The sequence below is a fragment of the Paraburkholderia sp. BL23I1N1 genome (assembly GCF_003610295.1).
In the GTDB taxonomy this organism is placed as follows: Bacteria; Pseudomonadota; Gammaproteobacteria; order Burkholderiales; family Burkholderiaceae; genus Paraburkholderia.
Window position 1 is genome coordinate 928,796 of record NZ_RAPV01000002.1, and the last position, 24,950, is coordinate 953,745.

At 61.0% G+C, this 24,950-nt stretch carries 17 protein-coding genes and 1 pseudogene; 11 read left to right on the forward strand and 7 right to left on the reverse strand.

Annotated elements, in window-relative coordinates:
- Positions 1–74: 74 nt before the first annotated feature.
- Complete coding sequence (locus tag B0G76_RS36865) at positions 75–1,040, forward strand: alpha/beta hydrolase (RefSeq protein ID WP_120297634.1); 966 nt, start codon at positions 75–77, stop codon at positions 1,038–1,040.
- Here B0G76_RS36865 and B0G76_RS36870 read toward each other — a convergent pair.
- A complete protein-coding gene (locus B0G76_RS36870) occupies positions 1,010–1,852 on the reverse strand; it encodes an EcsC family protein (protein WP_120297635.1) in 843 nt (280 codons plus the stop codon). The two genes, B0G76_RS36865 and B0G76_RS36870, sit on opposite strands and share 31 nt — an antisense overlap.
- Before the next feature lie 141 nt (positions 1,853–1,993).
- Here B0G76_RS36870 and B0G76_RS36875 point away from each other — a divergent pair, with 141 nt between their 5' ends.
- Positions 1,994–3,589 (forward strand): MDR family MFS transporter, encoded by a 1,596-nt coding sequence (locus B0G76_RS36875; RefSeq protein ID WP_120297636.1) that lies wholly within the window; start codon positions 1,994–1,996, stop codon positions 3,587–3,589.
- 32 nt (positions 3,590–3,621) lie between these two features.
- Positions 3,622–4,119, forward strand: a complete 498-nt coding sequence (locus B0G76_RS36880) for a MarR family winged helix-turn-helix transcriptional regulator (protein WP_120297637.1) — start codon at positions 3,622–3,624, stop codon at positions 4,117–4,119.
- 153 nt (positions 4,120–4,272) lie between these two features.
- On the opposite strand, the gene B0G76_RS36885 is transcribed toward B0G76_RS36880, so the two are convergent.
- The gene (locus B0G76_RS36885) at positions 4,273–5,550 is read right to left on the reverse strand and encodes an amino acid deaminase (RefSeq protein ID WP_120298073.1); all 1,278 of its coding nucleotides are present in this window, start codon (positions 5,548–5,550) and stop codon (positions 4,273–4,275) included.
- Positions 5,551–5,696: 146 nt separating this feature from the next.
- On the opposite strand from B0G76_RS36885, the gene B0G76_RS36890 reads away from it, so the two are divergent.
- From B0G76_RS36890 to ltrA (B0G76_RS36910), 4 genes are all read left to right on the forward strand, one after another.
- Positions 5,697–6,587, forward strand: coding sequence for a MurR/RpiR family transcriptional regulator (locus tag B0G76_RS36890; RefSeq protein WP_120297638.1), 891 nt, complete (start codon positions 5,697–5,699; stop codon positions 6,585–6,587).
- Positions 6,588–6,590: 3 nt separating this feature from the next.
- On the forward strand, positions 6,591–8,072 hold the full coding sequence (locus B0G76_RS36895; protein ID WP_120297639.1) for an amidohydrolase family protein: 1,482 nt from the start codon (positions 6,591–6,593) through the stop codon (positions 8,070–8,072).
- A 69-nt stretch (positions 8,073–8,141) separates the two neighbouring features.
- Positions 8,142–8,528, forward strand: a complete 387-nt coding sequence (locus B0G76_RS36900; RefSeq protein WP_028200605.1) for a RidA family protein — start codon at positions 8,142–8,144, stop codon at positions 8,526–8,528.
- Between the two features lie 658 nt (positions 8,529–9,186).
- Positions 9,187–10,494: a group II intron reverse transcriptase/maturase gene (gene ltrA, locus B0G76_RS36910; protein ID WP_120293190.1), complete on the forward strand. Its 1,308-nt coding sequence runs from the start codon at positions 9,187–9,189 to the stop codon at positions 10,492–10,494.
- 72 nt (positions 10,495–10,566) lie between these two features.
- Here ltrA (B0G76_RS36910) and B0G76_RS36915 read toward each other — a convergent pair.
- From B0G76_RS36915 to ilvA, 5 genes and pseudogenes are all read right to left on the reverse strand, one after another.
- Positions 10,567–12,115, reverse strand: a pseudogene (locus B0G76_RS36915) (IS3 family transposase).
- Positions 12,116–12,229: 114 nt separating this feature from the next.
- Complete coding sequence (gene ltrA, locus B0G76_RS36920; RefSeq protein WP_120293190.1) at positions 12,230–13,537, reverse strand: group II intron reverse transcriptase/maturase; 1,308 nt, start codon at positions 13,535–13,537, stop codon at positions 12,230–12,232.
- 1,254 nt (positions 13,538–14,791) lie between these two features.
- Complete coding sequence (queF, locus tag B0G76_RS36930) at positions 14,792–15,616, reverse strand: NADPH-dependent 7-cyano-7-deazaguanine reductase QueF (RefSeq protein WP_120297642.1); 825 nt, start codon at positions 15,614–15,616, stop codon at positions 14,792–14,794.
- Positions 15,613–16,515 carry a 5'-nucleotidase gene (locus tag B0G76_RS36935; protein ID WP_120297643.1) on the reverse strand — a complete coding sequence of 301 codons (903 nt, stop codon included), beginning with the start codon at positions 16,513–16,515 and terminating at the stop codon, positions 15,613–15,615. The genes queF and B0G76_RS36935 overlap by 4 nt, the downstream gene beginning before the upstream one ends.
- 23 nt (positions 16,516–16,538) lie before the next feature.
- Positions 16,539–18,107 (reverse strand): threonine ammonia-lyase, biosynthetic, encoded by a 1,569-nt coding sequence (gene ilvA / locus B0G76_RS36940; RefSeq protein ID WP_120297644.1) that lies wholly within the window; start codon positions 18,105–18,107, stop codon positions 16,539–16,541.
- Between the two features lie 471 nt (positions 18,108–18,578).
- Here ilvA and B0G76_RS36945 point away from each other — a divergent pair, with 471 nt between their 5' ends.
- The 4 genes from B0G76_RS36945 (at position 18,579) to B0G76_RS36960 (ending at position 24,933) form a co-directional block, all read left to right on the forward strand.
- The gene (locus B0G76_RS36945; protein ID WP_120298074.1) at positions 18,579–19,679 is read left to right on the forward strand and encodes an IS5 family transposase; all 1,101 of its coding nucleotides are present in this window, start codon (positions 18,579–18,581) and stop codon (positions 19,677–19,679) included.
- Positions 19,680–19,917: 238 nt separating this feature from the next.
- Positions 19,918–24,012, forward strand: coding sequence for a DUF3683 domain-containing protein (locus tag B0G76_RS36950; RefSeq protein WP_120297645.1), 4,095 nt, complete (start codon positions 19,918–19,920; stop codon positions 24,010–24,012).
- A gap of 34 nt (positions 24,013–24,046) precedes the next feature.
- The gene (locus tag B0G76_RS36955; RefSeq protein ID WP_120297646.1) at positions 24,047–24,475 is read left to right on the forward strand and encodes an HIT family protein; all 429 of its coding nucleotides are present in this window, start codon (positions 24,047–24,049) and stop codon (positions 24,473–24,475) included.
- Positions 24,476–24,519: 44 nt separating this feature from the next.
- Entirely contained in the window at positions 24,520–24,933 is a 414-nt protein-coding gene (locus tag B0G76_RS36960) for a gamma-butyrobetaine hydroxylase-like domain-containing protein (RefSeq protein WP_120297647.1), read from the forward strand.
- Positions 24,934–24,950: the final 17 nt, after the last annotated feature.

A 24,950-nucleotide genomic window follows, 5' to 3' on the forward strand; every position in this document is an offset into this window, starting at 1 on the left:
TAGAAGTCGTCGTCCACCGGCGCAGCGATGAACGCACGTACCATGACGGGACACTTTTCAAGGAGCGTGTCCCGATGAGTTGGCAAAGCGCACTCGCGTGCTGGTATCTGCGTAGGCAGTTTCGACCGCAAACCCTCAAGTCGGGCGTGAATGTCGAGAGCGCGCGTGCGCTGACGGCCAAACGTGCCTGGTCGCCGCGCGTGCCAGGCGGCTGGCGTCTGCGCGAACTGTACGGACCGGGTGATTGGCCGTTGCAAGGTGAGTGGATCGAGCGCGTCGATGGCGCATCGACTTTCTCGAACAGCCCGACCGTGCTGTATTGCCATGGCGGCGGCTACTACTTCTGTTCGCCGCGGACGCATCGCTCAATCGTGTTCGGCCTGGCCATGCGTGCGAATGCGCCGATCTTCTCCCTATGCTACCGGCTCGCACCGGAGCACCGTTTTCCGGCCGCGCTCGACGATGCGGCCGCGGCGTACCGTCAACTTGTCGCGACTGGCACGCCGCCCGAATCGATCGTGATTGCGGGGGATTCCGCGGGCGGCGGCCTGGCGCTCGCGACACTGGTCGCCCTGCGCGATGCCGGCGATCCGTTGCCGGCAGGCTGCCTGCTGTTCTCGCCGTGGACCGATCTGGCCGCGACCGGCGCCACCATCCGCACCAACGACGGTCTCGATCCCATGTTCAGCGGTCCCGCCATTGGACCCGCCGCCCGGGTTTATCTCGGCGAAACGCCCGCGACGCATCCCTATGCATCGCCGGTCTATGCGGACCTGTATGGCTTGCCGCCACTCTTCATCATAGCCGGCAGCACCGAGGTCTTGCTGGACGACTCGCAACGCGTTGCCGACAAGGCGCACGCGGCGGGCGTCGACTGCGAACTGGAAGTGTGGAAGGAGATGCCGCACGTCTGGCCGATATTCGCTCCGTTCATTCCCGAAGCGAACCGCGCGCTCGACCGCGCCGCGGCCTTTGTGCGGCGCGTGACGAGCGACGCAGCGAGGGCCGCTCAGCCGTCCAGTGTCACATCTATCGCCTGATAGGCGGCCTCGACCGTTTCCTGGCCGTATTGCCGCTCCAGCCGTCGCACGGTGAAGTGGCCGTGCGCGACCTGCTGGAAGTGGTCGATGAACACCGTATTGACCATCGCGCCGAGTACCGCGCCGATCGCCGGGATCGACTTGGCGGCGATCTGCTCGCTCACCTGCACCGAAAAGCGAGCGGCAATCGTGTTGAGCAGGCGCAGCAATGCCGCAGAACCATGCGCAGTGAAGCCTCTCGTCGCGATTTCGGATGAAGCGTTCGATACGGCCTGCGCCAGCGCGCCGCGCATGATGAAGTAGCCGAAGTCGGCGTCGTCGTCGGCTTTCGAGGTGCCCCCCATGCCGAGCACCGTCAGACATTGCAACTGCGTGTCGATCGACGTCAGATCCTCGCCCTCGCTGCGCGCGATGTCGCAGATCGAGCGAAACATGAGCGTGGTCGTGAGCGGCAACTCGACGGGCAGCGCGAACAAACCGAATGCGCCGCCGGCCGCGCCGGTGGTAGCCACGGCGAACTTGTGCAGCAGGTTGCTCGGCTTGTCGGGCACGATCAGGGGCGAGGCGCCGCTCTGCCGCCCAAGCGTGCGGAGGGCGATCGAGAGGCACTTGCGCAACGCCAGTTCCGTCGCGTCCGTGACCTTTTCGTTAGCAAAAGCCGGCATGCGCGAGAGCAGCTTTTCGAGCGGCGAGCCGACGATGCTGGCGAGTTTCATCGCCAGCGCGGGGCTCTCGAGTTCGTGTTTCGCGCGCCGCAGGGCGCTCAGATCGTTGTCCGATAGCGATTGTGCAGCGAGCGAACTCGGCTCCATGTGCCTCCCTGGCGTCATGTGTTGTCCATTCTTCAGTTGATTGCCGGGGCAGTGAGCCGCGCCGGCGGGCTCCAGCTTAGAGCGTGACCCCGTGGTATGATTCCCCCATTGTTTGACGAGTCAACTGTTGCGCTATCAAAAATGGCTGTCCATACCGCGGCCCACCATTCGAGTGGGCAAGTTTTGCCTTTCCGTGAGTCGCTGCTGGCGATGCTCGGCATTTCCTTCGTCACGATGCTGGTCGCGCTCGACCAGACGGTGGTCGGCACCGCCTTGCCCACTATCGTCGCGGAGCTTAAGGGATTCGAGCTTTACGCGTGGGTCGCCACGTCATATCTGCTGACCTCGGTGATTACCGTACCGATCTTTGGCCGACTCGGCGACTATTACGGGCGCAAGCCGTTCGTCATCGCGTCCATCGTCGTGTTCACGGGGGCTTCGGTGCTGTGCGGCGCTGCCAACAACATGCTGTTCCTCGTGCTCGCACGCGGCTTGCAGGGCATCGGCGGCGGCATGCTGGTCGGCACCGCCTTCGCGTGCATTCCCGATCTCTTCCCCGACTCGGTCGTGCGGCTGCGCTGGCAGGTGCTAATGAGTTCGGCGTTCGGCATTGCGAACGCGGTGGGGCCGTCGCTAGGTGGCTTTCTCACGCAGTATTACGGCTGGCGCTCGGTGTTCTACGTGAATCTGCCAGTGGGCTTGCTGTCGCTGTTTTTCGTCTGGCGCTTCCTGCCGCATCTGCGGCATGTCGAGCACAAGAGCAAGATGCGGCTCGATTGGCCGGGTGCGCTACTGATCGCGGTGGCGCTCGGTTCGCTGCAATTGTTTGTCGAGTTGCTACCAAAACACGGCGTGACGTTGGGCGCCTTCGCGCTGCTCGCGCTGAGCGTCGCCTCGGCATACGCGTTGTGGCAGTGGGAAAAGCGTTGCCCGACGGCGATTCTGCCGGTGGATATGTTCCGCAATCGCAGTCTGGCGGCGCTCTTCACGCTCGCCGTGCTGGGCGGCTTCACGATGTTCTCGTTGCTGTTCTACGCGCCGTTGCTCTTTCAGGGCGGTTTCGGGATGTCGCCGAAAGAAGCGGGGCTCGTCATTACGCCGCTCGTCGTGTTCATCACGATTGGCAGTATTGCCAACGGCCGTATCGTCTCGCGTGTGCGCAATCCGAATCTGATGCTGTACGTCGGCTTCGCGCTGCTGGCGCTGTCGTGCCTGGGTGTGGTGATCGCGACGCGCTCCATGCCGCAATGGCTATTGATGTCGTTCATGGTGGCCGGCGGACTCGGTCTCGGCTTCGTGATGCCCAATCTGACGATCTTCGCGCAGCAGACAGCCGGCCGCGAACACCTCGGTATCGCTACCGCGCTGCTGCAGTCGCTGCGGATGATCGGCGGGATGATCGGCACGGCGCTGACCGGCACGTTGATTAGCCATATGTACGCGAGCGGCGTGCGCAGCGCGCTGGACAACGATCACGCTTCGCAATGGTTCGCCGATCTCGGCGACCCGCAAATTCTGATCAATCGCGACGCGCAAACCACCTTGCTTGGGCAGTTGACGCAGGCGGGCCACAACGGCGCGATGTTGCTCGAGAGTGCGCGCGAGGCGCTCGTCGCGGCGATTCATCTGGGTCTCGCGCTGGCGGCGATCATCGCCGTGGTGTCCGTGTGGCAAAGCCGCCGTGTGCCGCCGATCAAGCTCCAGCGCAAGCTCGAGCCGGTGATTCACGCAGATTGATTTTTTTAGCCTTACCGTTTTACTGACAGATCATGGAAGAACAGGACCGCGTCGCCGTCATGCAGCAATTCGGCCGCACTTATCGGGCGTTCATGTCGGCGTTCGAGTCCCAGGTCGGCCATCCGTTGCCGCGCTGGCGCATTCTGCTCGCGCTGCATGAGCAGGCCGGCGAGTCGTCGCAGAAGCGGCTGGTCGAGCGCTTGCGCGTCGATCCGGGCGCGCTCACGCGGCAGTTGAAAACGCTCGAGGGTTTGGGCTGGATTGCTCGCAGCATGGATACGCGCGATAACCGCGTGACCAATGTGCGGTTGACCGAAACGGGGCAGTCGGCGATCGAAGCCAGCTTGCCTGCCCGCAACGCTTTTTTGCACGATACGATAGCGGCATTGCCCGACGATGCGCTGAACGCGCTGTCGGGGGCGTTGAAGTTGCTAGAAGTGCGGATCGGCGAAGTGGCGGCGACGGCTAACCCGGCAGGCGCGGATTCCGCCGCTTCTGCGCAAGCTCCCGAAACGGCCACGGCACGTTAAACCCTGCAGACGGAAGAGCTGCCGATTCAGCGCCGCAGCCGCGGTGAACGACACGACCTGAACCGAGGTCACGAAGGGCGTGAACGTCATGAGCGCCACGAACATCCCGAACGGCGCGCCACTTCACCGTGAAGCGCGCCGTTTGCATCAGGATCAGAAGAACGTTTCGATCACTTCAGTCACGCGATACGACGGATCGAGCACCAGCACCTGACGCCACTTGTCGAAAGTAAGGCAGGGGTGCGAGATGTCGAACGCAATCATGTCGCCCACTTTCAAATCGGCACCCGCGGGAATCCGCAAATACGCGTGCTGATCCATCAAGCCGAAAATCTCCCAGCCTTCGCTCGCCGCGATATCGCGCGGTGCCTCCGTGCCCGGACGATAGTGGCGCGCCGGTTCCGGCATGCCCGCGTCGAAAGCGGAATCGCGTTTGCCGAGACCGATGATCGCGCGATCCGGTTCCGGGATCGACTGCACGTACGCCCATAGTTGCAGCGCCGGCAAGAGTCCTTCGCCCATTTTCTTTGCGACCGGATTGCGCGCGAAGATGTCAGTTTGCGCCTTACGGTAGACGCCGACGTCATGTGACAGATAGCAGCCGGGCCGCAGCACGACTTCGACCTTGCCGGTTTCCGATGCCTTCACGAATTCTTCCGCGACCACGTCGTACCAGGCCGAGCCGGCGCCTGACAGAACGGCCGGCGTGCGGGCAAAACGTCCTTCCTCGACCAGCGCGCGCGTCACGGCGACGGCGCTCTGCAGGAACTCGCGCACCTCGTGTTCTTCTTTCAGCACGCCTTCATATAACTCGACGCCCGCCAGCTTCAACACGTCCGGATAGCGTGCGATCGCTTCGAGCACCGCGTTGCGCTGCGCTTCGTCGCGCACGCCGGTGCGGCCGCCCGGCACGCCGAGCTCGAGCAATACTTGCAACGGCTTGCGTACCGACGTGAAAAACTGCCCCAATTGCTCGACGCCTTCGACCGAATCCACGAGGCAGAAGAACTCGAAATCAGGGTCGCTCAGCAATTCGGCGACCATCATCATGTTGCGGCGGCCGACCAGCTGATTAGCCATCAGGATTCGCGAAACGCCGCCGTGATACGCCGCGCGCACCTGATGCGCGGTGGCGAGCGTGATACCCCATGCGCCGGTTTCGAGCTGACGGCGAAACAGCTGCGGCGCCATGGTGGTTTTGCCGTGCGGCGCGAGCTTGACACCGTATTCTGCGACGAACGCCTGCATCCACTTCAGGTTGTGTTCCACACGATCCGCGTACAGCACGGCGGCGGGGAGGCTCACGTCTTCGTTCAGCAGATTCCACTCGAGGCGCGCGGCATCCGTGAGTTGGATACTGGTGCCCGGAACCATGCCCAAGCCCTTGCTATAAGGATCAATCGTTGCGCCCTGATAGTTTGTAACTTTCATGTCGCCCTGCTCCATCGTCCAGTTAAATTGAATCAAAGTTGACTTTACTATGTTACCGAAAGTACGATGCCTGAAGAAATGTTATTTAGTACCACGGCTTGCCGGAGGCTGTTTGTAAGCCTTTCCGGGGCACCCCACAGCCTGCAATGAACTCAACCGCCGAACCGCTAGCTTTCGACATCGTCGCGCGCATCGCCGAATGCGCGCCGGAACTGCGTTCGGCCGAACGGAAGGTCGCCGCGCTGATTCTCGACGATCTGACCGGTGCGTCGCGTGCCAGTATTGGCGCGCTGGCCCAGCAGGCCGAGGTGAGCGTCGCGACCGTGACGCGCTTTGCGAAGGCGGTGGGTTGCCGCGACGTGCGGGAGTTGAAACTGCGGCTCGCGCAGGCCGCGGCGGTCGGTCAGCGCTTCCTGCAAACGGGCGGACCCGCCGATGCGCCCGAGCCCATCGCCACCCGCGTATTCGACGAACTGCAAACCGCGCTTGCGCATAACCATCAACTGCTTCGCCAGGCGCCTTTAGCCGGTGCCGCAGCCGCATTGCGCGCTGCGCGAATGATCTATGTCTTCGGCATGGGTGGCGGTTCGACTGCATTGGCTGACGAAATGCGGTTCAGGCTCGTGCGTCTGGGCCGGCCCGTCGCGACGTATCAGGACGGCTTGTTGCAGCGCATGGTGGCGAGCACCGTATCGCGCGAGTGTGTCGTGATCGTGTTGTCCACCACCGGGCGCGTGCCCGAGATGGTCGAGAACTGCAAGATTGCGCGCAGCTACGGCGCGACCGTGATCGCGCTGACCGCGCCGGCTTCGCCTCTGGCCAAACTGGCCGACTGGGTGATTCCGATTGTCGCCTTCGAAACCGATTTCATTTACAAGCCGTCGTCGTCCCGTTACGCGATGATGATGGCGCTCGATGTGCTCGTCACCGAACTTGCCGTCAGTCAGGGTGACGAGAGCCGCGAATTGCTGCGCCGCATGAAGCACGCGCTCGACGCGCACCGCGGCGGCGGCGATCGACAACCGTTAGGAGACTGATCCATGCATTCGCATCCCGAAGCCGCCGATACGCTGATCGTCGGCGCGCAACTTTACGACGGCACGGGCGCGCCGCCGGTCGAGCGCGACGTCGCGATCCGTGACGGCCGCATCGTTGCAATCGGCAATCTGTCGAACTGGCTCGCCGAAGAGGTGATCGAGGCCAATGGCCGCGCACTGGCGCCAGGCTTCATCGACGTTCACACGCATGACGACACGCACGTGATCCAGTCGCCGCAAATGCTGCCGAAGATCACGCAGGGCGTGACGACGGTGATCGTCGGCAATTGCGGGATCAGCGCGTCGCCGGTTTCGTTGAAGGGCGATCCGCCCGATCCGATGAACCTGCTTGGCGAGCGCGACGCGTTCCAGTACCCGACTTTCGCTGCGTACGTCGAAGCGGTGAACGCGGCGCGTCCCGCGGTGAATGTCGGCGCGCTGATCGGGCACACGGCGTTGCGCAGCAATCAGATGGACCGGCTCGATCGTGCGGCGACGGCCGAGGAAATCGACGGAATGCGCGCGCAACTTGAAGAGGCGTTGTCGAACGGGGCGTTGGGCCTGAGTTCTGGACTCGCGTACGGTTCCGCCTTTTCCGCGCCCACCGAAGAAGTGATGGCGCTGGCCGAGCCGCTCGCGGCCGCCGGCGCGCTTTACACGACGCACATGCGCACCGAGTTCGACGCGATTCTCGACGCGATGGACGAAGCGTACCGGGTGGGCCGTCACGCGCATGTGCCGGTGGTGATTTCGCATCTGAAGTGCGCGGGGCCGTCGAACTGGGGGCGTAGCGAAGAGGTGCTGAAGTCGCTGGAAGGCGCGCGGCGGTTGCAGCCGATCGGTTGCGATTGCTATCCGTACAACCGCAGTTCGTCGACGCTCGATCTGAAGCAGGTGACGGGCGACATCGACATCACGATTACGTGGTCGGAGCCGCATTCCGAGATGGCGGGCAAGCTGGTGAAGGATATTGCCGCTGAGTGGGGCGTCACGCAGCAGGAGGCGGGCAAGCGCTTGCAGCCGGCGGGCGCGGTGTATCACAACATGTCCGAGGAGGACGTGCGGCGGATTCTGTCGCATCCCGCCACGATGGTTGGTTCGGATGGTTTGCCGAATGATCCGCTGCCGCACCCGCGGTTGTGGGGCGCGTTTCCGCGCGTGCTTGGCCACTACGCACGCGATGCGAAGTTGCTGCCGCTTGAAGAGGCGGTGCGCAAGATGACCAGTTTGTCGGCGCACCGGTTTGGTTTGGCGCAGCGAGGCGAGGTGCATATCGGTTATCACGCGGATCTGGTGTTGTTCGATCCGGCCAGGGTTCGCGACGCGGCGACGTTCGAGAATCCGCAACAGGCGGCTGACGGCATCGACGCGGTGTGGGTGAACGGTGTGTTGACTTACCGCGATGGCGCCGTGACCGGCGAACGGGCAGGGCATTTTGTGGCGCGTGGCGCGGCGTCGAAGGGTGACGCGCACGGCGCGTTTTGATTTTGGTTTTCTGATTGACACGGCAGGCGTATGTGTTGGCGCGTGCCTGACTTTTTAAGGAGTTGGATGATGAAGCGATATGGCGTTGAAGGCGGCAAGGGTACCGGTGGTCAACATATGCCCTTTGCTCGGGCGGTCGAAGCAGATGGCTGGTTGTTCGTTTCCGGGCAGACGCCGATGGAAAACGGTGAGGTGATCAACGGTGGCATCGTTGAGCAATCGCACAAGGCGATTCAGAATGTTTTCGCTATCTTGAAGGAAGCGGGGTATGGGGCGGAGCATGTCGTTCGGTGCGGTGTGTGGCTCGACGATCCGCGGGATTTTGCTTCGTTCAATAAGGTGTTTCGGGAGTATTTTGGCGAGAATCCGCCGGCTCGGGCTTGTGTGGTTTCTTCGATGGTGATTGATTGTCGGGTTGAGGTTGATTGCGTTGCTTATAAGAAGCCTTCGGCCTAGTTGATTTTTCTGTTTGCCGTGTAGGCAGTGATTGGGGTTTGGTTGTGCATGCGGCGCTTGTTGTCTTGTTGCCTGTGGTGTTGGCCTTTCCTTGTTTTTTTTGGTTTATTAGCGTTGCTGTGCGGGGCGGCACCTACTTTTCTTTGCCTGCGGTGTGTGTCAAGCCAGTTGTCGGTGTGCCAAGAAGGAAAGCGACAGTACGTCGCTGTACATGCTGTATCCGTGATGAGGGCCGGCCCCTCGGTGTCGCCGATCAGGCGGTGATACCAAACCACCCAGAGCTGCACTCGTTAAGAGCGGGTGTGGTGAGCGTCTGTGGAAAAGGCGGGATGAATCCCGTCAGGTGTGCAGTAAGGAGGCGAACGAAAGTGAACCATCGAAGAAGTGTCGATAATTGCAATGATGTCAAAACCGAGGACTCGACAACGCCTCGGGATCAGTCAAACGGCAACCTGAAGGTGGGTTTGACGGCATCCGGCATAGAGGTGGCGCGACCTTTCTGCAGGCGTGGATATGGAACTTGGGAACCTGTCGTCTCGATGTCAAGGGAGAAACTCAAGCGGAGAACCCGTGAGAGTGAGAGTACCGATGCGAGGCACAGGGGCGGAGTCATGCGTAGTAGCGTTGAAGGGGTTGTAATGACTTCCGGAGCGAAGGCATGACCTTGTCTGGTGGAGATCATGGAACAACTGCGACGCGGGATGATTCCGGGGTTGACGCCAAGTCGTTCGAGATACCCAAGCGATTGATCTGGGAAGCCTGGAAACGCGTGGCTGCCAATCAAGGCGGTCCGGGCGTGGACCGGGAGAGTATTGAAACCTTCCGCAATCGTTTGGCGAGAAATTTGTACGCTCTGTGGAATCGAATGAGTTCGGGGAGTTACTTTCCTCAACCGGTCAAGGAGGTGCTGATTCCGAAGGGGGACGGGTTTCGTCCTCTCGGGGTACCGACCATCACTGACCGAGTGGCTCAGATGGCAGTCAAGTTACTGGTTGAGCCGGGAATCGATGCGATATTTCATTCATCATCGTTCGGCTATCGTCCTAACAAATCGGCGAAGCAAGCTGTGGCGCAAGCGAGAAGGAACTGTTGGCGCTACGACTGGGTAGTCGATATTGACTTGAAATCCTTCTTTGACACCATCGACCACGGGCTTCTCAGACGTGCGGTCGAAAAGCACGTTTCGGAGCCATGGGCACGACTCTACATCAGACGCTGGCTAGAGAGTCCGGTACAGAAGCAAACCGGGGAGCTGGTTGCTCGGGATCGAGGCACTCCGCAAGGTGGAGTGATCAGTCCGCTATTGGCTAACCTCTTTCTTCACTACGCGTTTGATCGATGGGTTCAGACTGAGCATCCGGATGTGCCGTTTGAACGGTATGCCGACGATGTTGTCTGTCATTGCAGGACGAAGCAGCAGGCGGAAAAGTTTTTGTCTGCCTTGCGGGAGCGGCTTACCGCATGTGGGCTTTTGCTACATCCGGAAAAGACGCGCCTAGTTTACTGCAAAGATGGCCGGCGTCGAGGGGAACATACCCACACCAAGTTCGATTTCCTTGGTTTCAGCTTTCATGCTCGGACAGTCCAAGACCGAGCGGGAAACCTGTTCACCGGATTCGGACCTGCGGTAAGTCAAAAGGCGCTAACGCGAATGTCTCTGGCCATTCGAAGCCTGAGTCTCAATCGAAGTACCTCATTGACGCTGTCCGAACTGGCGCGGCGCATAAACCCGATGGTCAGGGGATGGGTGAATTACTACGGTGCCTTCTATCCGGAGCCGTTGAAACGGTTCTTGGTCAGAATAGACTTGCGGCTTGGCGGGTGGGCGCGAAATAAGTACAAGCGACTGAGAGGACACAAACGACGATCTTGGGCGTGGCTCAAACGATGTCGGGAAAGTCTTCCCCAGCTGTTCGCGCACTGGGATTTCTGTTTCGAAGAACGGCGGACAAGAGGAGCCGTATGAATCGAGAGATTCACGTACGGATCTGTGAGAGCCTGAGGGGGCAGGTCCCTCGGGCCACTCGACCATGAACCGTTACGCTGCGTGCTTAAACATTCCGGCCGAGGCGTGGACTCTCTCCGGATTCAGATAGACCGAATCCGCGAGATGCCAGTTGCGGATGGCGCCTGAGCAGCGTGCGGGGTTTCGCATGCGCGCGTCCTCATAGAGCGCATGCCGTCGGGCCAGCAGTTCGTTGGCTTCTCCGCGGTGCCGTTGCACCGGACTGACGTACTTCAGGCCGCTGTGACGGTGCTCCTCGTTGTACCACTGCACGAAGCGCTGTACCCAGGCGCGGGCAGCCTCCAGCGTGTCGAACGGCTGCTCGGGCCACAGCGGACAGTACTTCGCCGTGCGGAACAGCGACTCGGCAAACGCGTTGTCGTTGCTCACGCGCGGCCGGCTGAACGAAGGCTGTACGCCCAGATCGATCATGGCCGCGCGCATCGTGGCGCCTTTCATCGCACTGCCGTTATCCGCGTGCAGCACCAGCGGACGACCCGCAATACCTTCACGCAGACATCCCTTGGCCAGCAGCACACTTGCGTGCTCGGCCGACTCCTGTTCCCACACCTCGTTCATCACCAGCTTGCGGCTGTAGATGTCCTTCATCATGTACCAGTAGAAGTACCGTCCCCGGACCGTGGTGGGCATCCACGTGATGTCCCAGCACCACACCTGGTTCGGGCCTCGGGCACAGTGCGTCGTGAGCGCTCGCCGTTGTGGGGCCTGCGCACGGCCGCGCCGCTGCCCCCCTGACCTGCTGCTTTCAGGATCCGGTAGAACGTCGATTCAGATGCCAGATACACCCCTTCATCAGCCAGCTTCGGCACGATCTGGTGCGGTGTCAGGCTCGCGTAACCCGGGCGGTTGGCGGCCTCCAGCACGGCCTGACGCTCGGCCTCATCCAGTTTGTTCGGCGGCGCATCACGAATGGCCTGCGTACGGCCGTCCTCTGGGGTTTCACGCCAGCGCTGCACACTGCGCACGCTGACTCCCAACTGCTCACACGCCTGCGCACGGCGTGCCCCCTGCTGCACCGCTTCATCGATCAGTTGCATGGCTTCATCGCGATCCGGGCGGCTGATCAGTCTTCCTCTTCCTTGCCCCAGATCGCGTCGGCTTTTTTTCGCAGGTTCAGCAACGCCGCCGCCTCCGCACGTGCGGCATCGGCGCGCTTGAGCTGGCGCTCCAGTTCACGGATGCGTTTCTCGTGAGCCTTCACTTCCTTGCGCTGGGCCGCCGTCAGTTTTACCTCCGGCGCGTTGGCCCGCTCGCACGCCTCGCGCCACTGCAGGATCTGCTCCGGATAAATGCCCTTCCTGCGGCAGTACTCTGACGTCTCCACCTCGCTCAGCGACGCCGTCTCCAGCACGACCCTGAACTTGTCGGCGCTCGACCATCGATCACTTGTCTTGCCATTACCCGGCATGTATTCCCCAGCCTGTCTTGCGCTCTGCCGCCAGGCGCGCAGCGTCACCGTCGTGATGCCCGTCGCCCCCGCCAGCTCGATCACCGCACGATTGAACGGCGGCATCATCTGTCTGACTACCCATTGCCGCGTCTCTGCTGAATAGCGTCTCATCTTCCATTCGCTGTCCGCCCTCCATCTTTACATCGATCGGTTCGGGCGACGGTCGAGTGGCCCGAGGGACCTGCCCCCTCAGGCTCTCACAGATCCGTACGTGAATCTCTCGATTCATACGGCTCCTCTTGTCCGCCGTTCTTCGAAACAGAAATCCCAGTGCGCGAACAGCTGGGGAAGACTTTCCCGACATCGTTTGAGCCACGCCCAAGATCGTCGTTTGTGTCCTCTCAGTCGCTTGTACTTATTTCGCGCCCACCCGCCAAGCCGCAAGTCTATTCTGACCAAGAACCGTTTCAACGGCTCCGGATAGAAGGCACCGTAGTAATTCACCCATCCCCTGACCATCGGGTTTATGCGCCGCGCCAGTTCGGACAGCGTCAATGAGGTACTTCGATTGAGACTCAGGCTTCGAATGGCCAGAGACATTCGCGTTAGCGCCTTTTGACTTACCGCAGGTCCGAATCCGGTGAACAGGTTTCCCGCTCGGTCTTGGACTGTCCGAGCATGAAAGCTGAAACCAAGGAAATCGAACTTGGTGTGGGTATGTTCCCCTCGACGCCGGCCATCTTTGCAGTAAACTAGGCGCGTCTTTTCCGGATGTAGCAAAAGCCCACATGCGGTAAGCCGCTCCCGCAAGGCAGACAAAAACTTTTCCGCCTGCTGCTTCGTCCTGCAATGACAGACAACATCGTCGGCATACCGTTCAAACGGCACATCCGGATGCTCAGTCTGAACCCATCGATCAAACGCGTAGTGAAGAAAGAGGTTAGCCAATAGCGGACTGATCACTCCACCTTGCGGAGTGCCTCGATCCCGAGCAACCAGCTCCCCGGTTTGCTTCTGTACCGGACTCTCTAGCCAGCGTCTGATGTAGAGTCGTGCCCATGGCTCCGAAACGTGCTTTTCGACCGCACGTCTGAGAAGCCCGTGGTCGATGGTGTCAAAGAAGGATTTCAAGTCAATATCGACTACCCAGTCGTAGCGCCAACAGTTCCTTCTCGCTTGCGCCACAGCTTGCTTCGCCGATTTGTTAGGACGATAGCCGAACGATGATGAATGAAATATCGCATCGATTCCCGGCTCAACCAGTAACTTGACTGCCATCTGAGCCACTCGGTCAGTGATGGTCGGTACCCCGAGAGGACGAAACCCGTCCCCCTTCGGAATCAGCACCTCCTTGACCGGTTGAGGAAAGTAACTCCCCGAACTCATTCGATTCCACAGAGCGTACAAATTTCTCGCCAAACGATTGCGGAAGGTTTCAATACTCTCCCGGTCCACGCCCGGACCGCCTTGATTGGCAGCCACGCGTTTCCAGGCTTCCCAGATCAATCGCTTGGGTATCTCGAACGACTTGGCGTCAACCCCGGAATCATCCCGCGTCGCAGTTGTTCCATGATCTCCACCAGACAAGGTCATGCCTTCGCTCCGGAAGTCATTACAACCCCTTCAACGCTACTACGCATGACTCCGCCCCTGTGCCTCGCATCGGTACTCTCACTCTCACGGGTTCTCCGCTTGAGTTTCTCCCTTGACATCGAGACGACAGGTTCCCAAGTTCCATATCCACGCCTGCAGAAAGGTCGCGCCACCTCTATGCCGGATGCCGTCAAACCCACCTTCAGGTTGCCGTTTGACTGATCCCGAGGCGTTGTCGAGTCCTCGGTTTTGACATCATTGCAATTATCGACACTTCTTCGATGGTTCACTTTCGTTCGCCTCCTTACTGCACACCTGACGGGATTCATCCCGCCTTTTCCACAGACGCTCACCACACCCGCTCTTAACGAGTGCAGCTCTGGGTGGTTTGGTATCACCGCCTGATCGGCGACACCGAGGGGCCGGCCCTCATCACGGATACAGCATGTACAGCGACGTACTGTCGCTTTCCTTCTTGGCACACCGACAACTAGGCTGACATGGAGGGCCTGCCGCAAAGAAAAGTAGGCAAAAGAAAGCGGCTCAAACCGCCAGCTCATAAGCGGGTCCCCTGGCTTGGAGGGGGTAGTGGTGCATCTGGAATCCGTGCCCCCGCGCATTCAGCGTGAGTGACCAAGGGCTCATCAGCTCCCACTCCGCACTGCGTGCGTCGCGGATGGGGCTGCATGGGAAACCAGGGGCTTCGGGCGTGAACGGTGGGGGCATCGGCTTCGCCTCGCGGAAATGCCTGCGGACCCGGCGTTTCGGAATCGCCCTCGACACCAGGCATAGCTAACGGAATACGAGATGCAGCTGGGTACTAAAAACGGCAGGTTGCCCTTTGAAGTGCTGTGGACATCAATTACGGCAGGATGCTTGGCGAAATGCTGCTGAGCGAAAAAATGGCCGTTGCTTCAACGAAGCGCCGCTGAGCGTAAAAACAACGGGTGGTTCAATGAAGTACCGCGTCGGCGCGCGTAGCGCCGCCGGAAGTATGACTGCCTTGTCACCAGGGCCGAATGTGCGAGAACACAGATTCCAGATGCACCACTACCGTGGCTGCGCGGGGGACCCGCTTATGAGCTAACGGTGTGAAGCCGCTTTCTTTGCTTATCTTTCTTTGCGGCGGCGGCAAAGAAAGTAAGTGCCGCCCCGCACAGGGGCAACGCTAATAAACCACTAACAAAACAAGGAAAGGCCAACGCCGCAGGCATACAGACAAAGCCCGCCGCAGGCAAAAACACACACCAAACCTTATTGCCGCGCCAACCGCAAATTATCCGGCATCGGCAAATTATAGTTAGTGCGAAACGGATTAATATCCAACCCACCACGCCGCGTATACCGCGCATAAACAGCAAGCTTCACCGGCCGGCAGGCCTTAAGAACATCGATAAAAATTCTCTCGACACACTGCTCATGAAATCCGGTGTGATTCCGATAGGAGATGATGTACCTCAGCAAACCCGCATGATCGATCTGCGGCCCGACGTAATGAATCTGCACACTGCCCCAGTCAGGCTGCCCGGTCACCGGACAATTCGACTTCAACAAATTAGAGATCAACGTCTCCTCAACCGGCGCTTCATCAAGCGCAGCCTTAAGCAACGAAGCATCCGGCTGATAAACATCCGTATCCAGATCGAGCCGGTCCAGCGACAAACCTTCAAACTCCTCCATCTGCAGCTTGCCGAACTCATACGGCGCAGCCAGATGAACAGAAACCGTCGTGCCGCAAGAAGCGGAAACATCCCGCTTGATCGTATCCCGCACAACGTCCATCGACTCGAACGCCGTCTGCGCAAACGACCCAAGATAGAGCTTGAACGACTTCGACTCGACAATATTCGGCGAATCAGCCGGCACAAAGAAAGTCGCCACGGCAATCTGAGGCTTGCCGCGCGCATTCAACCAGGAAAGCTCGTAAGCATTCCAGATGTCCGTGCCGAAAAACGGCAACTGCGCGCCAATCCCAATCGCCTCGCGTGCATTCTTCCGGGCAATCGGAAAGAGCAGCGAAGCGTCATATTGTTCGGTGTAAGCGGAAGCCTTACCCAGCGGTGATTGTTCGGGTGTCATGATGCGTTCACGATGCCACTCAGCACGTGCCCCGTCGCCGTCACGACGCGGGCCGATTCGCAATGGCCAATTTGGTCGTCGAAGAAAAAGTCCGGCTCGAACTCGCGCAAAAACGCGCTCTTGTCGAGGCCGCCGAGGAACATCGCTTCGTCGATTTCGATGTTCCACGCCATCAATGTGCGGATCGCGCGCTCATGCGCCGGGGCCGAGCGCGCCGTCACCAATGCCGTACGAATATGCATCGGCGCGGCTTCATCCGCGAGTTTCTGCAGCCGGTGCAGCGCTTCGAGCAACGGCTTCAAAGGCCCATCCGCGAGCGGCAAATCCTTGTTGTGAATCTCATGGCCGACGAACGCCCGCAAGCCATCTTTTTGAAAGATGCGCTCGGCTTCGTCGGAAAACAGTACGGCGTCGCCGTCGAAGGCAATCCGGATTTCATCCGGATACTTACTCGCCATTTTCGCCGATTCGGGCAAGACGCGCGCGGCCGGAAATCCGGCGGCCAACGCGTCGCGTACATCGTCCTGATTCGCGGACAAAAACAGCGACGCGTTCAACGGCTTCAGATAGCTGAATGGCGCCCGCCCACGCGTAAACACGCCGCGTTCGATCGCCAGCCCATACTCCCTGCACGAATGAAACGCGCGCAACCCGCTGATCGGATCGCTGCGCGACAGGATCACCACTTCGACCCGGTGGCCGCCTGCATTCAACGCCAGCAGCTTGCGGATCAGCGGAAACGCAACGCCCGGCTTGGCGGGCACGGTCAGCCGTTCGCGCTGCAACGCTTCATACGCCTGCAGGTTGCCGGCTTCGTACACGCAGTTCTCTTCCTCGAAGTCGAACAGCGCGCGCGACGAGATTGCCACCACCAGTTTGTCGACAAGCGAAAAAGCCATCTGCGCGTTTCAGTCCTGAAAGATCAAGCGAGGAACAAGCGGTACACGGGGTTCTGCGACTCTTCCCAGTACGGATACCCAAGCGTCGCGAGAAAACGTTCGAACCCGCTGTTCTCGCTCTCCGGCACCTGAATGCCGACCAGAATCGAACTGTAGTCCGCGCCCTGGTTGCGATAGTGGAACAGGCTGATATTCCAGTTCGGCGCCATTGACGACAGAAACTTCATCAGCGCGCCCGGCCGTTCCGGAAACTCGAAACGGAACAGACGTTCGTCATGCGCCAGAGGCGAGCGCCCGCCGACCATGTAGCGGATGTGCTGCTTGGACAGTTCGTCGAAGGTCAGATCGACGGTGGCGAAGCCGTGTGCCTCAAATGCCCCCGCGATCTGCGCGGATTCGCTGCGATTGCGGATCTGCACGCCGACAAAGATATGGGCGGATTGCGCGTCCGCAATGCGGTAGTTGAATTCGGTGACGCTGCGCGTGCCCACCAGTTCGCAGAAGCGGCGGAAGCTGCCGCGCTCTTCGGGAATCGTCACGGCGAACACTGCTTCGCGCGCTTCGCCGACTTCGGCGCGCTCAGCCACGAAACGCATGCGGTCGAAATTCATGTTCGCGCCAGACGTGATCGCGATCAGCGTCTGGTTCTCGAGGCCTTCGCGCTCGGCATACTGCTTGGCGCCGGCCACGGCCAGCGCGCCAGCCGGCTCCAGCACGCTGCGCGTGTCCTGGAACACGTCCTTGATCGCGGCGCACAGCGCATCGGTATTCACCAGCAGCACGTCGTCGAGATATTCGCTGCACAGGCGGAAGGTTTCTTCGCCGACGAGCTTTACTGCAGTGCCGTCCGAGAACAGCCCGACTTCGTTTAGCGTGACGCGTTCGCCGGCCTTTAAAGAAGCGGCCATCGCACACGAATCATCGGTCTGCACGCCGATCACCTTGATCTCCGGGCGTACCGATTTCACGTACGCGGCCACGCCGGCCGCCAGGCCACCGCCGCCGATCGGCACGAAGATCGCGTGAATCGGGCCCTGGTGCTGGCTGAGAATCTCCATCGCGACCGTGCCCTGGCCGGCGATCACGTACGGATCGTCGAACGGGTGAACGAAGGTCAGGCCGCGCTCTTCCTGCAGCTTCACCGCATGCCCGTACGCATCGCTATAGGACTCGCCGAACTGCACGACTTCGACCGTTGCGCCGCCATGGGCGCGTACGGCGTCGACCTTCACCTGCGGGGTTGTCACCGGCACCACGATGATCGCCTTCACGCCCATGCGGGCCGCCGACAGCGCCACGCCCTGCGCATGATTGCCCGCCGACGCGGTAATCACACCCCGCTCCAGCGCGTCCGCCGGAATATGCGCCATCTTGTTGTACGCGCCGCGCACCTTGAATGAGAACACCGGCTGGTTGTCCTCGCGCTTCAGATAGACCGGATTGCGCAAGCGTGCCGACAGATTTGGCGCGCGTTCGAGTTCGGTCTCGCGGGCCACGTCGTAGACGCGCGCGGTCAGGGTTTTCTTCAGGTAGTCGTGGGAAGCCATGCGGGTGGCGCGGTGCGCTTTGTGAGACGGGAAAGGGTCAATCATAGCGCCAACGGTGTTCGCTCTGGCCTTCAGCGAACCCTCGGCGCACGCCCGAGCCTCGTCAGCAAGGCCCCACCCGACCGTTCGGTCGGAGAATTCACCGCAAGCGCTTGCGGGCGTCGTTCAACCCAAAAACGCTCAAAGCCCCGCCGCAGCTCCGATTTCAGGCGTCAACGCGCGGCTGGATCATGGGGTAGAATTCCATTTTGGAATAAGGATCGGAAGATGCACTGGCAGCCTCGGATCGCCCACTTGATGCCCGTCCCGCGTGAGTCTTGCCCCGCGGCGGAGCGTCACGTCCGTCAGGCACGATCGTGTAGCTGTCTCTGAGCGCCGTGAAGCGACTGATGTGGGTAGGCCGTCGGTTGCGCTTCGCTCCCCTAGCAGGCTGTTGAAATACCTCGTTTCTCCGTCATCCGGGACGAAGGGGTAAACGTTGAAGGTAATGTCATGAATGTGAGCGGGATGAAACGGATGCGCGGTGCCGATGGTTTTACGGAGTCGATGTTCACGGTGTTGAAGCTGGATGATTTTGTGCCGAAAGACCATCCGTTGCGTCCGATTCGCACGTGGCTCAACGATGCGCTCAAACGCATGGACGACGTGTTTGCCCGGATGTACGAGGCTGATGCGAAAGGTGGGCGGCCGAGCATTGCACCGGAGAAGCTGGTGCGAGCGTTACTGCTTCAGGTGCTGTACTCGATTCGCAGCGAGCGCATGTTGATGGAACAGATTTCCTACAACATGCTCTTTCGCTGGTTCGTCGGCTTGCCGATGGATGGGACGGTGTGGGACCACTCGACATTCAGCAAGAACCGCGACCGACTGCTTGAACACGATGTGCTGGTATTGCTCTTCAACGAGACGGTTGAGACTGCGCGCGAGCGTGGGCATCTGTCGGGTGAGCACTTTAGCGTTGACGGCACCCTGATTCAGGCATGGGCGGGACACAAGAGCTTTGTGCCGAAGGCAAGTCCGGACGAAGACGATACGCCGCCCGACGAACCGCCGGCGCCCAATGACAACTGGCACGGTCAGAAGCGCAGTAACGCGACGCATCAGTCCACGACCGACGAGCAGGCGCGCCTGTTTCGCAAGAGCAAAGGAACCGGTGCGATGCTTTGCTACATGGGCCATGTACTGACTGACAACCGGCACGGCCTGGTAGTCAACGCGCAGGTGACGCTGGCGACGGGCACCGCCGAGCGCGACTGCGCCGCGCAAATGCTTGCTGACGCCGCGAAGGTGGCCCCGGGCGGCATTACGGTCGGGGCAGACAAGAACTACGACACGGCCGGCTTTGTCGCCACCTGTCGAGCAAATCGCGTCACGCCTCATGTGGCGCAAAACGATGGGCGTCCAGGAGGCTCAGCGATTGACGAGCGAACCACGCGTTGGCCGGGTTACGCGGTCAGCCAGCAAAAACGTAAGCGGATTGAGCAGGTGTTCGGATGGGGCAAGACAGTCGGACGAATTCGACAGGCGATGTATCGAGGACTTGAACGCGTGGACCAGCTCTTCGTGCTGACGCAGGTCGCCTACAACCTGACGCGTATGCGCACACTTGCCCGTTGAGGGCCGGGATGCAATGGATAACATCGATATGGTGAAACCGTTAGCAGCCTCGAACGCCCGGAAACGTGTTCCGCGTTTCAGAAGTGCGAACTCAGCATCCGTCGCAATGCACCTGAGTGCATCAACGACGGATATTTCAACAGCCTGCTAGAAGATTTCCAGCATTGCGCCCCACGCGCACCGTCCGCCGACGCCTCACCTGTGAGCGCGCCCGGTTGATCCACCGAGTCGTCCGAACATGAACGCACCTCAAGTTTTCGATCCGAACGGGGCCGCCACTGCGGTGGCCGCCGATCCCGAAGCGCGTCTGCGCGAAATTCCCTATAACTACACGTCGTTTTCCGACCGCGAAATCGTCATCCGTCTGCTAGGCGACGAAGCCTGGGCGGCTTTGGCCGAACTGCGCGCGGAACGCCGCACCGGCCGCTCGGCGCGGATGCTGTACGAAGTGCTCGGCGACATCTGGGTCGTGCGCCGCAATCCTTACCTGCAAGACGACCTGCTCGACAATCCGAAGCGCCGCGCGCTGCTGATCGAGGCGCTGCACCACCGTCTGACCGAGATCGAAAAGCGCCGCCGCGCCGATCTGGTCGAGCACGGCGACGAAGCGGGCATCGATCGGGCCGCTCGCGTCGAAACGCTGGTTTCGGCTGCCCGCCGTGCCGTCGACGATTTCGAGAGCGAATTCCAGAAGACCTTCGATCTGCGCCGTCGCGCGAACAAGGTGTTGGGCCGCGTCACGGAAAAAGACAACATCAAGTTCGACGGCTTGTCCCGCGTCTCGCACGTGACCGACGCGACCGACTGGCGCGTCGAGTACCCGTTCGTCGTGCTGACGCCGGACACCGAGGCCGAGATCGCCGGCATGATCAAGGCGTGTTTCGAACTCGGTCTGACCGTGATTCCGCGCGGAGGCGGCACGGGCTACACGGGTGGCGCGGTGCCGCTCACGCCGTTCTCGGCCGTCATCAACACGGAAAAGCTCGAACAGCTGGGCGCGGTCGAGCTGACCGAACTGCCGGGCGTCGATCGCAAGGTGCCGACGATTTTCTCCGGCGCCGGCGTCGTGACGCGCCGCGTAACCGAAGCTGCCGAACAGGCCGGCTATGTGTTCGCGGTCGATCCGACCTCGCTGGATGCGTCCTGCGTCGGCGGCAATGTCGCGATGAACGCGGGCGGCAAGAAGGCGGTGTTGTGGGGCACGGCGCTCGACAACCTCGCCTGGTGGCGCATGGTCGACCCGGAAGGGAACTGGCTCGAAGTCACGCGTCTGGAACACAACCTCGGCAAGATTCACGACATTGAAGTCGCGCGTTTCGAGCTGAAGTGGTTCGACGGCAGCCACGCCCCGGGCGAAAAGCTGCTGCGCACAGAAGCGCTCGACATCAAGGGCCGCGTGTTCCGCAAGGAAGGTCTCGGCAAAGACGTCACGGACAAATTCCTCGCCGGTCTGCCGGGCATTCAGAAGGAAGGTTGCGACGGCCTGATCACGTCGGCGCGCTGGGTGCTGCACAAGATGCCGGCGCATACGCGCACGGTCTGCCTCGAATTCTTCGGCCAGGCGCGCGAAGCGATTCCGAGCATCGTCGAGATTAAAGACTATCTGTTTGAAACGTCGAAGCAGGGCGGCGCGATTCTCGCCGGGCTCGAACATCTGGACGAACGCTATCTGCGCGCGGTCGGCTATGCGACCAAGAGCAAGCGCAACGCGTTTCCGAAGATGGTGCTGATTGGCGACATCGTCGGCGACGATGCGGACGCGGTGGCGCAAGCCACCTCGGAAGTCGTGCGTATGGCCAATGGCAAGAGCGGCGAAGGTTTCGTCGCCGTCAACGCCGAGGCGCGCAAGCGTTTCTGGCTCGACCGCAGCCGTACCGCGGCGATTGCGAAGCACACCAACGCGTTCAAGATCAACGAAGACGTGGTGATCCCGCTCGACCGCATGGGCGAGTACACCGACGGCATCGAACGCATCAACATCGAGTTGTCGATCAAGAACAAGCTGCAACTGGTCGACGCGCTCGAAACGTTCTTCAAGGGCGGCAAGCTGCCACTCGGCAAGAGCGACGACGCCAACGAAATCCCGAGCGCGGAGTTGCTCGAAGATCGCGTCCAACAGGCGCTCGATCTGCTGAAGAAGGTGCGCGCACGCTGGGAATTCCTGCGTGACAAGCTCGATCTGTCCTTGCGCGAGGCGCAGCACTATCTGGTCGGCCTCGGCTACGAAGGGCTGGCGGAGAAGTTCGCCGACCGCGTCGATGCGCAGCCGGATGCGACCGTGTTCCATATCACGCAAGACCGTACGGTGCGTGTGTCGTGGAAGGCAGAGATCCGGGCTGAGTTGCGTCAGATCTTCAACGGCGGCGAATTCAAGCCGATCCTCGAAGAAGCTCAGGCGATTCACAAGAAAGTACTGCGTGGCCGCGTGTTCGTCGCGCTGCACATGCACGCGGGCGACGGCAACGTCCACACGAACCTGCCGGTCAACTCCGACAACTACGAGATGCTGCAGGACGCCCACACGGCGGTCGCGCGCATCATGAAGCTGGCGCGTTCGCTCGACGGCGTGATTTCCGGCGAGCACGGCATCGGCATTACCAAGCTCGAGTTCCTGACCGAAGAAGAGATCGGCGAATTCCGCGCATACAAGCAGCGTGTCGATCCGCATGGCCGCTTCAATGCCGGCAAGCTGCTCGCAGGCGCGGACCTGCGCAACGCCTACACGCCGAGCTTCGGCCTGATGGGCTACGAATCGCTGATCATGCAGCAGTCCGACATCGGCGCGATTTCGGAGTCGATCAAAGACTGTTTGCGTTGCGGCAAGTGCAAGCCGGTGTGCGCGACTCACGTACCGCGCGCGAACCTGCTGTACAGCCCGCGCAACAAGATTCTCGCGACCTCCTTGCTGGTCGAGGCGTTCCTGTACGAAGAGCAGACCCGCCGCGGCGTGTCGATCAAGCACTGGGACGAGTTCAACGACGTCGCCGATCACTGCACTGTCTGTCACAAATGCGTGACGCCGTGCCCGGTGAAGATCGACTTCGGCGACGTGACGATGAACATGCGCAACCTGCTGCGCAAGATGGGCAAGAAGAAGTTCAATCCGGGCAACGCGGCCGGCATGTTCTTCCTGAACGCTACCAACCCGCAGACCATCAACCTCGCGCGCACGGCGATGATGGGCATCGGCTACAAGGCGCAGCGTTTCGGCAACGACGTGCTGAAGAAGTTCGCGAGGAAGCAGACGGCGCACCCGCCGGCGACCGTCGGCAAGCCGCCGGTCACGCAGCAGGTGATCCACTTCATGAACAAGAAGATGCCGGGCAATCTGCCGAAGAAGACCGCGCGCGCGTTGCTCGATATCGAAGACAACAAGATCGTCCCGATCATCCGCAATCCGAAGACGACCACCGCCGATACGGAAGCGGTGTTCTACTTCCCGGGCTGCGGCTCCGAGCGGCTGTTCTCGCAAGTGGGTCTGGCGACGCAAGCCATGCTGTGGGAGGCGGGCGTGCAAACCGTGCTGCCGCCGGGCTACCTGTGTTGCGGCTATCCGCAACGCGGCTCGGGCCAGTTCGACAAGGCCGAGCAGATCGTCACGGATAACCGTGTGCTGTTCCACCGCGTCGCGAATACGCTGAACTATCTCGACATCAAGACGGTGGTGGTGTCGTGTGGCACGTGTTACGACCAGCTCGCCGGGTACGAATTCGAGAAGATCTTCCCGGGTTGCCGGATCATCGACATCCACGAGTTTCTGCTTGAGAAAGGCATCAAGCTCGAAGGCGTGAACGGCGTGCGCTACATGTATCACGACCCGTGCCACTCGCCGATCAAGACGATGGACCCGGTCAAGCTCGTCAATCAGCTGATGGGGTCGGAGAACGACGGCTACAAGATCGAGAAGAACGATCGCTGCTGTGGCGAATCCGGCACACTCGCGGTCACGCGCCCGGACATTTCGACGCAAGTCCGCTTCCGCAAGGAAGAGGAAATGCGCAAGGGCGCGGCGAAGCTGCGTGGTATTCCGTTAGTGGGCGAAGCCGGGGCGAATGCGATCAATACGGCCAATGCATCGGCCGGCGCGGCGGGTGCGTCGAACGGTTCGGTGCTCAAAGCGGGCGACGGGCCGCAGCCGAACGGCGTCACCGACGTGAAGATCCTGACGAGCTGCCCGTCCTGCCTGCAGGGCCTGTCGCGCTACAACGAAGACGCGGGCACCGAAGCGGATTACATCGTGGTCGAGATGGCACGTCACGTGCTGGGTGAGGACTGGATGGCGGACTACGTCCAGCGGGCGAACAATGGCGGAATCGAGCGCGTGCTGGTTTAATGGCACGACCGACGATTTTTGCCTGAGGACGACAATGGAATGCGTTTTTTGCCGTGAAGATGGCGGCGATGTGCTGTGGCAGGACGACACCCTGCGTGTCGTCCTCGCCGACGAACACGATTATCCCGGCTTTTGCCGGGTGATCTGGAACACGCATATCGCCGAGTTTTCCGATCTCGCCGACACTGAGCGGGATCGCGTGATGCAGGCCGTGTACGCGGTCGAGCGTGCGATCCGGCGCATTCTTCAGCCGGTGAAGGTCAACCTGGCGAGCCTTGGCAACCAGGTGCCGCACGTGCATTGGCACGTGATTCCGCGTTTTTCGAACGACGCTCACTTCCCGTTGCCGATCTGGGCGCCGCGCCAACGCACGGTATCCGAAGCAATGCTGTCGTCGCGCCGCGCGCAAGCCACGTTGCTGCGCGAAGCGGTGCGGCAGGAAATCGAACAGGCGCTTGGCTGAGCGCCCCGGCTCTGACGGCCCTGCGTTTTCATTATGAGGTCAACATGAGCGGACTGACTCCCGATACCCCGGTGCCGACCGACGTGGTCGTGCATTCCAAATCGCGCGTACTCGAATTGCAATACGCGAACGGCGAAACGTATCGCCTGCCGTTTGAGCTGCTGCGCGTGTATTCGCCGTCAGCGGAAGTGATGGGCCACGGGCCCGGTCAGGAGGTGCTGCAAACCGGTAAGCGCGACGTCACGATCACGATGATCGAAGGCGTCGGCAACTACGCTTTGCAGCCTACTTTCTCCGATGGACACGCCACCGGCATCTATTCCTGGGACCTGCTGTACGACATGGCCGTCCGTCAGGATGAACTCTGGCGCGACTATCTCGCCAAACTGGCAGCAGCCGGCGTTGACCGCGATGCGCCAATGACGCCGGCCGGTGCTGCGCACGGGCACTGTCACTGATACGATTCGCCCTGGTC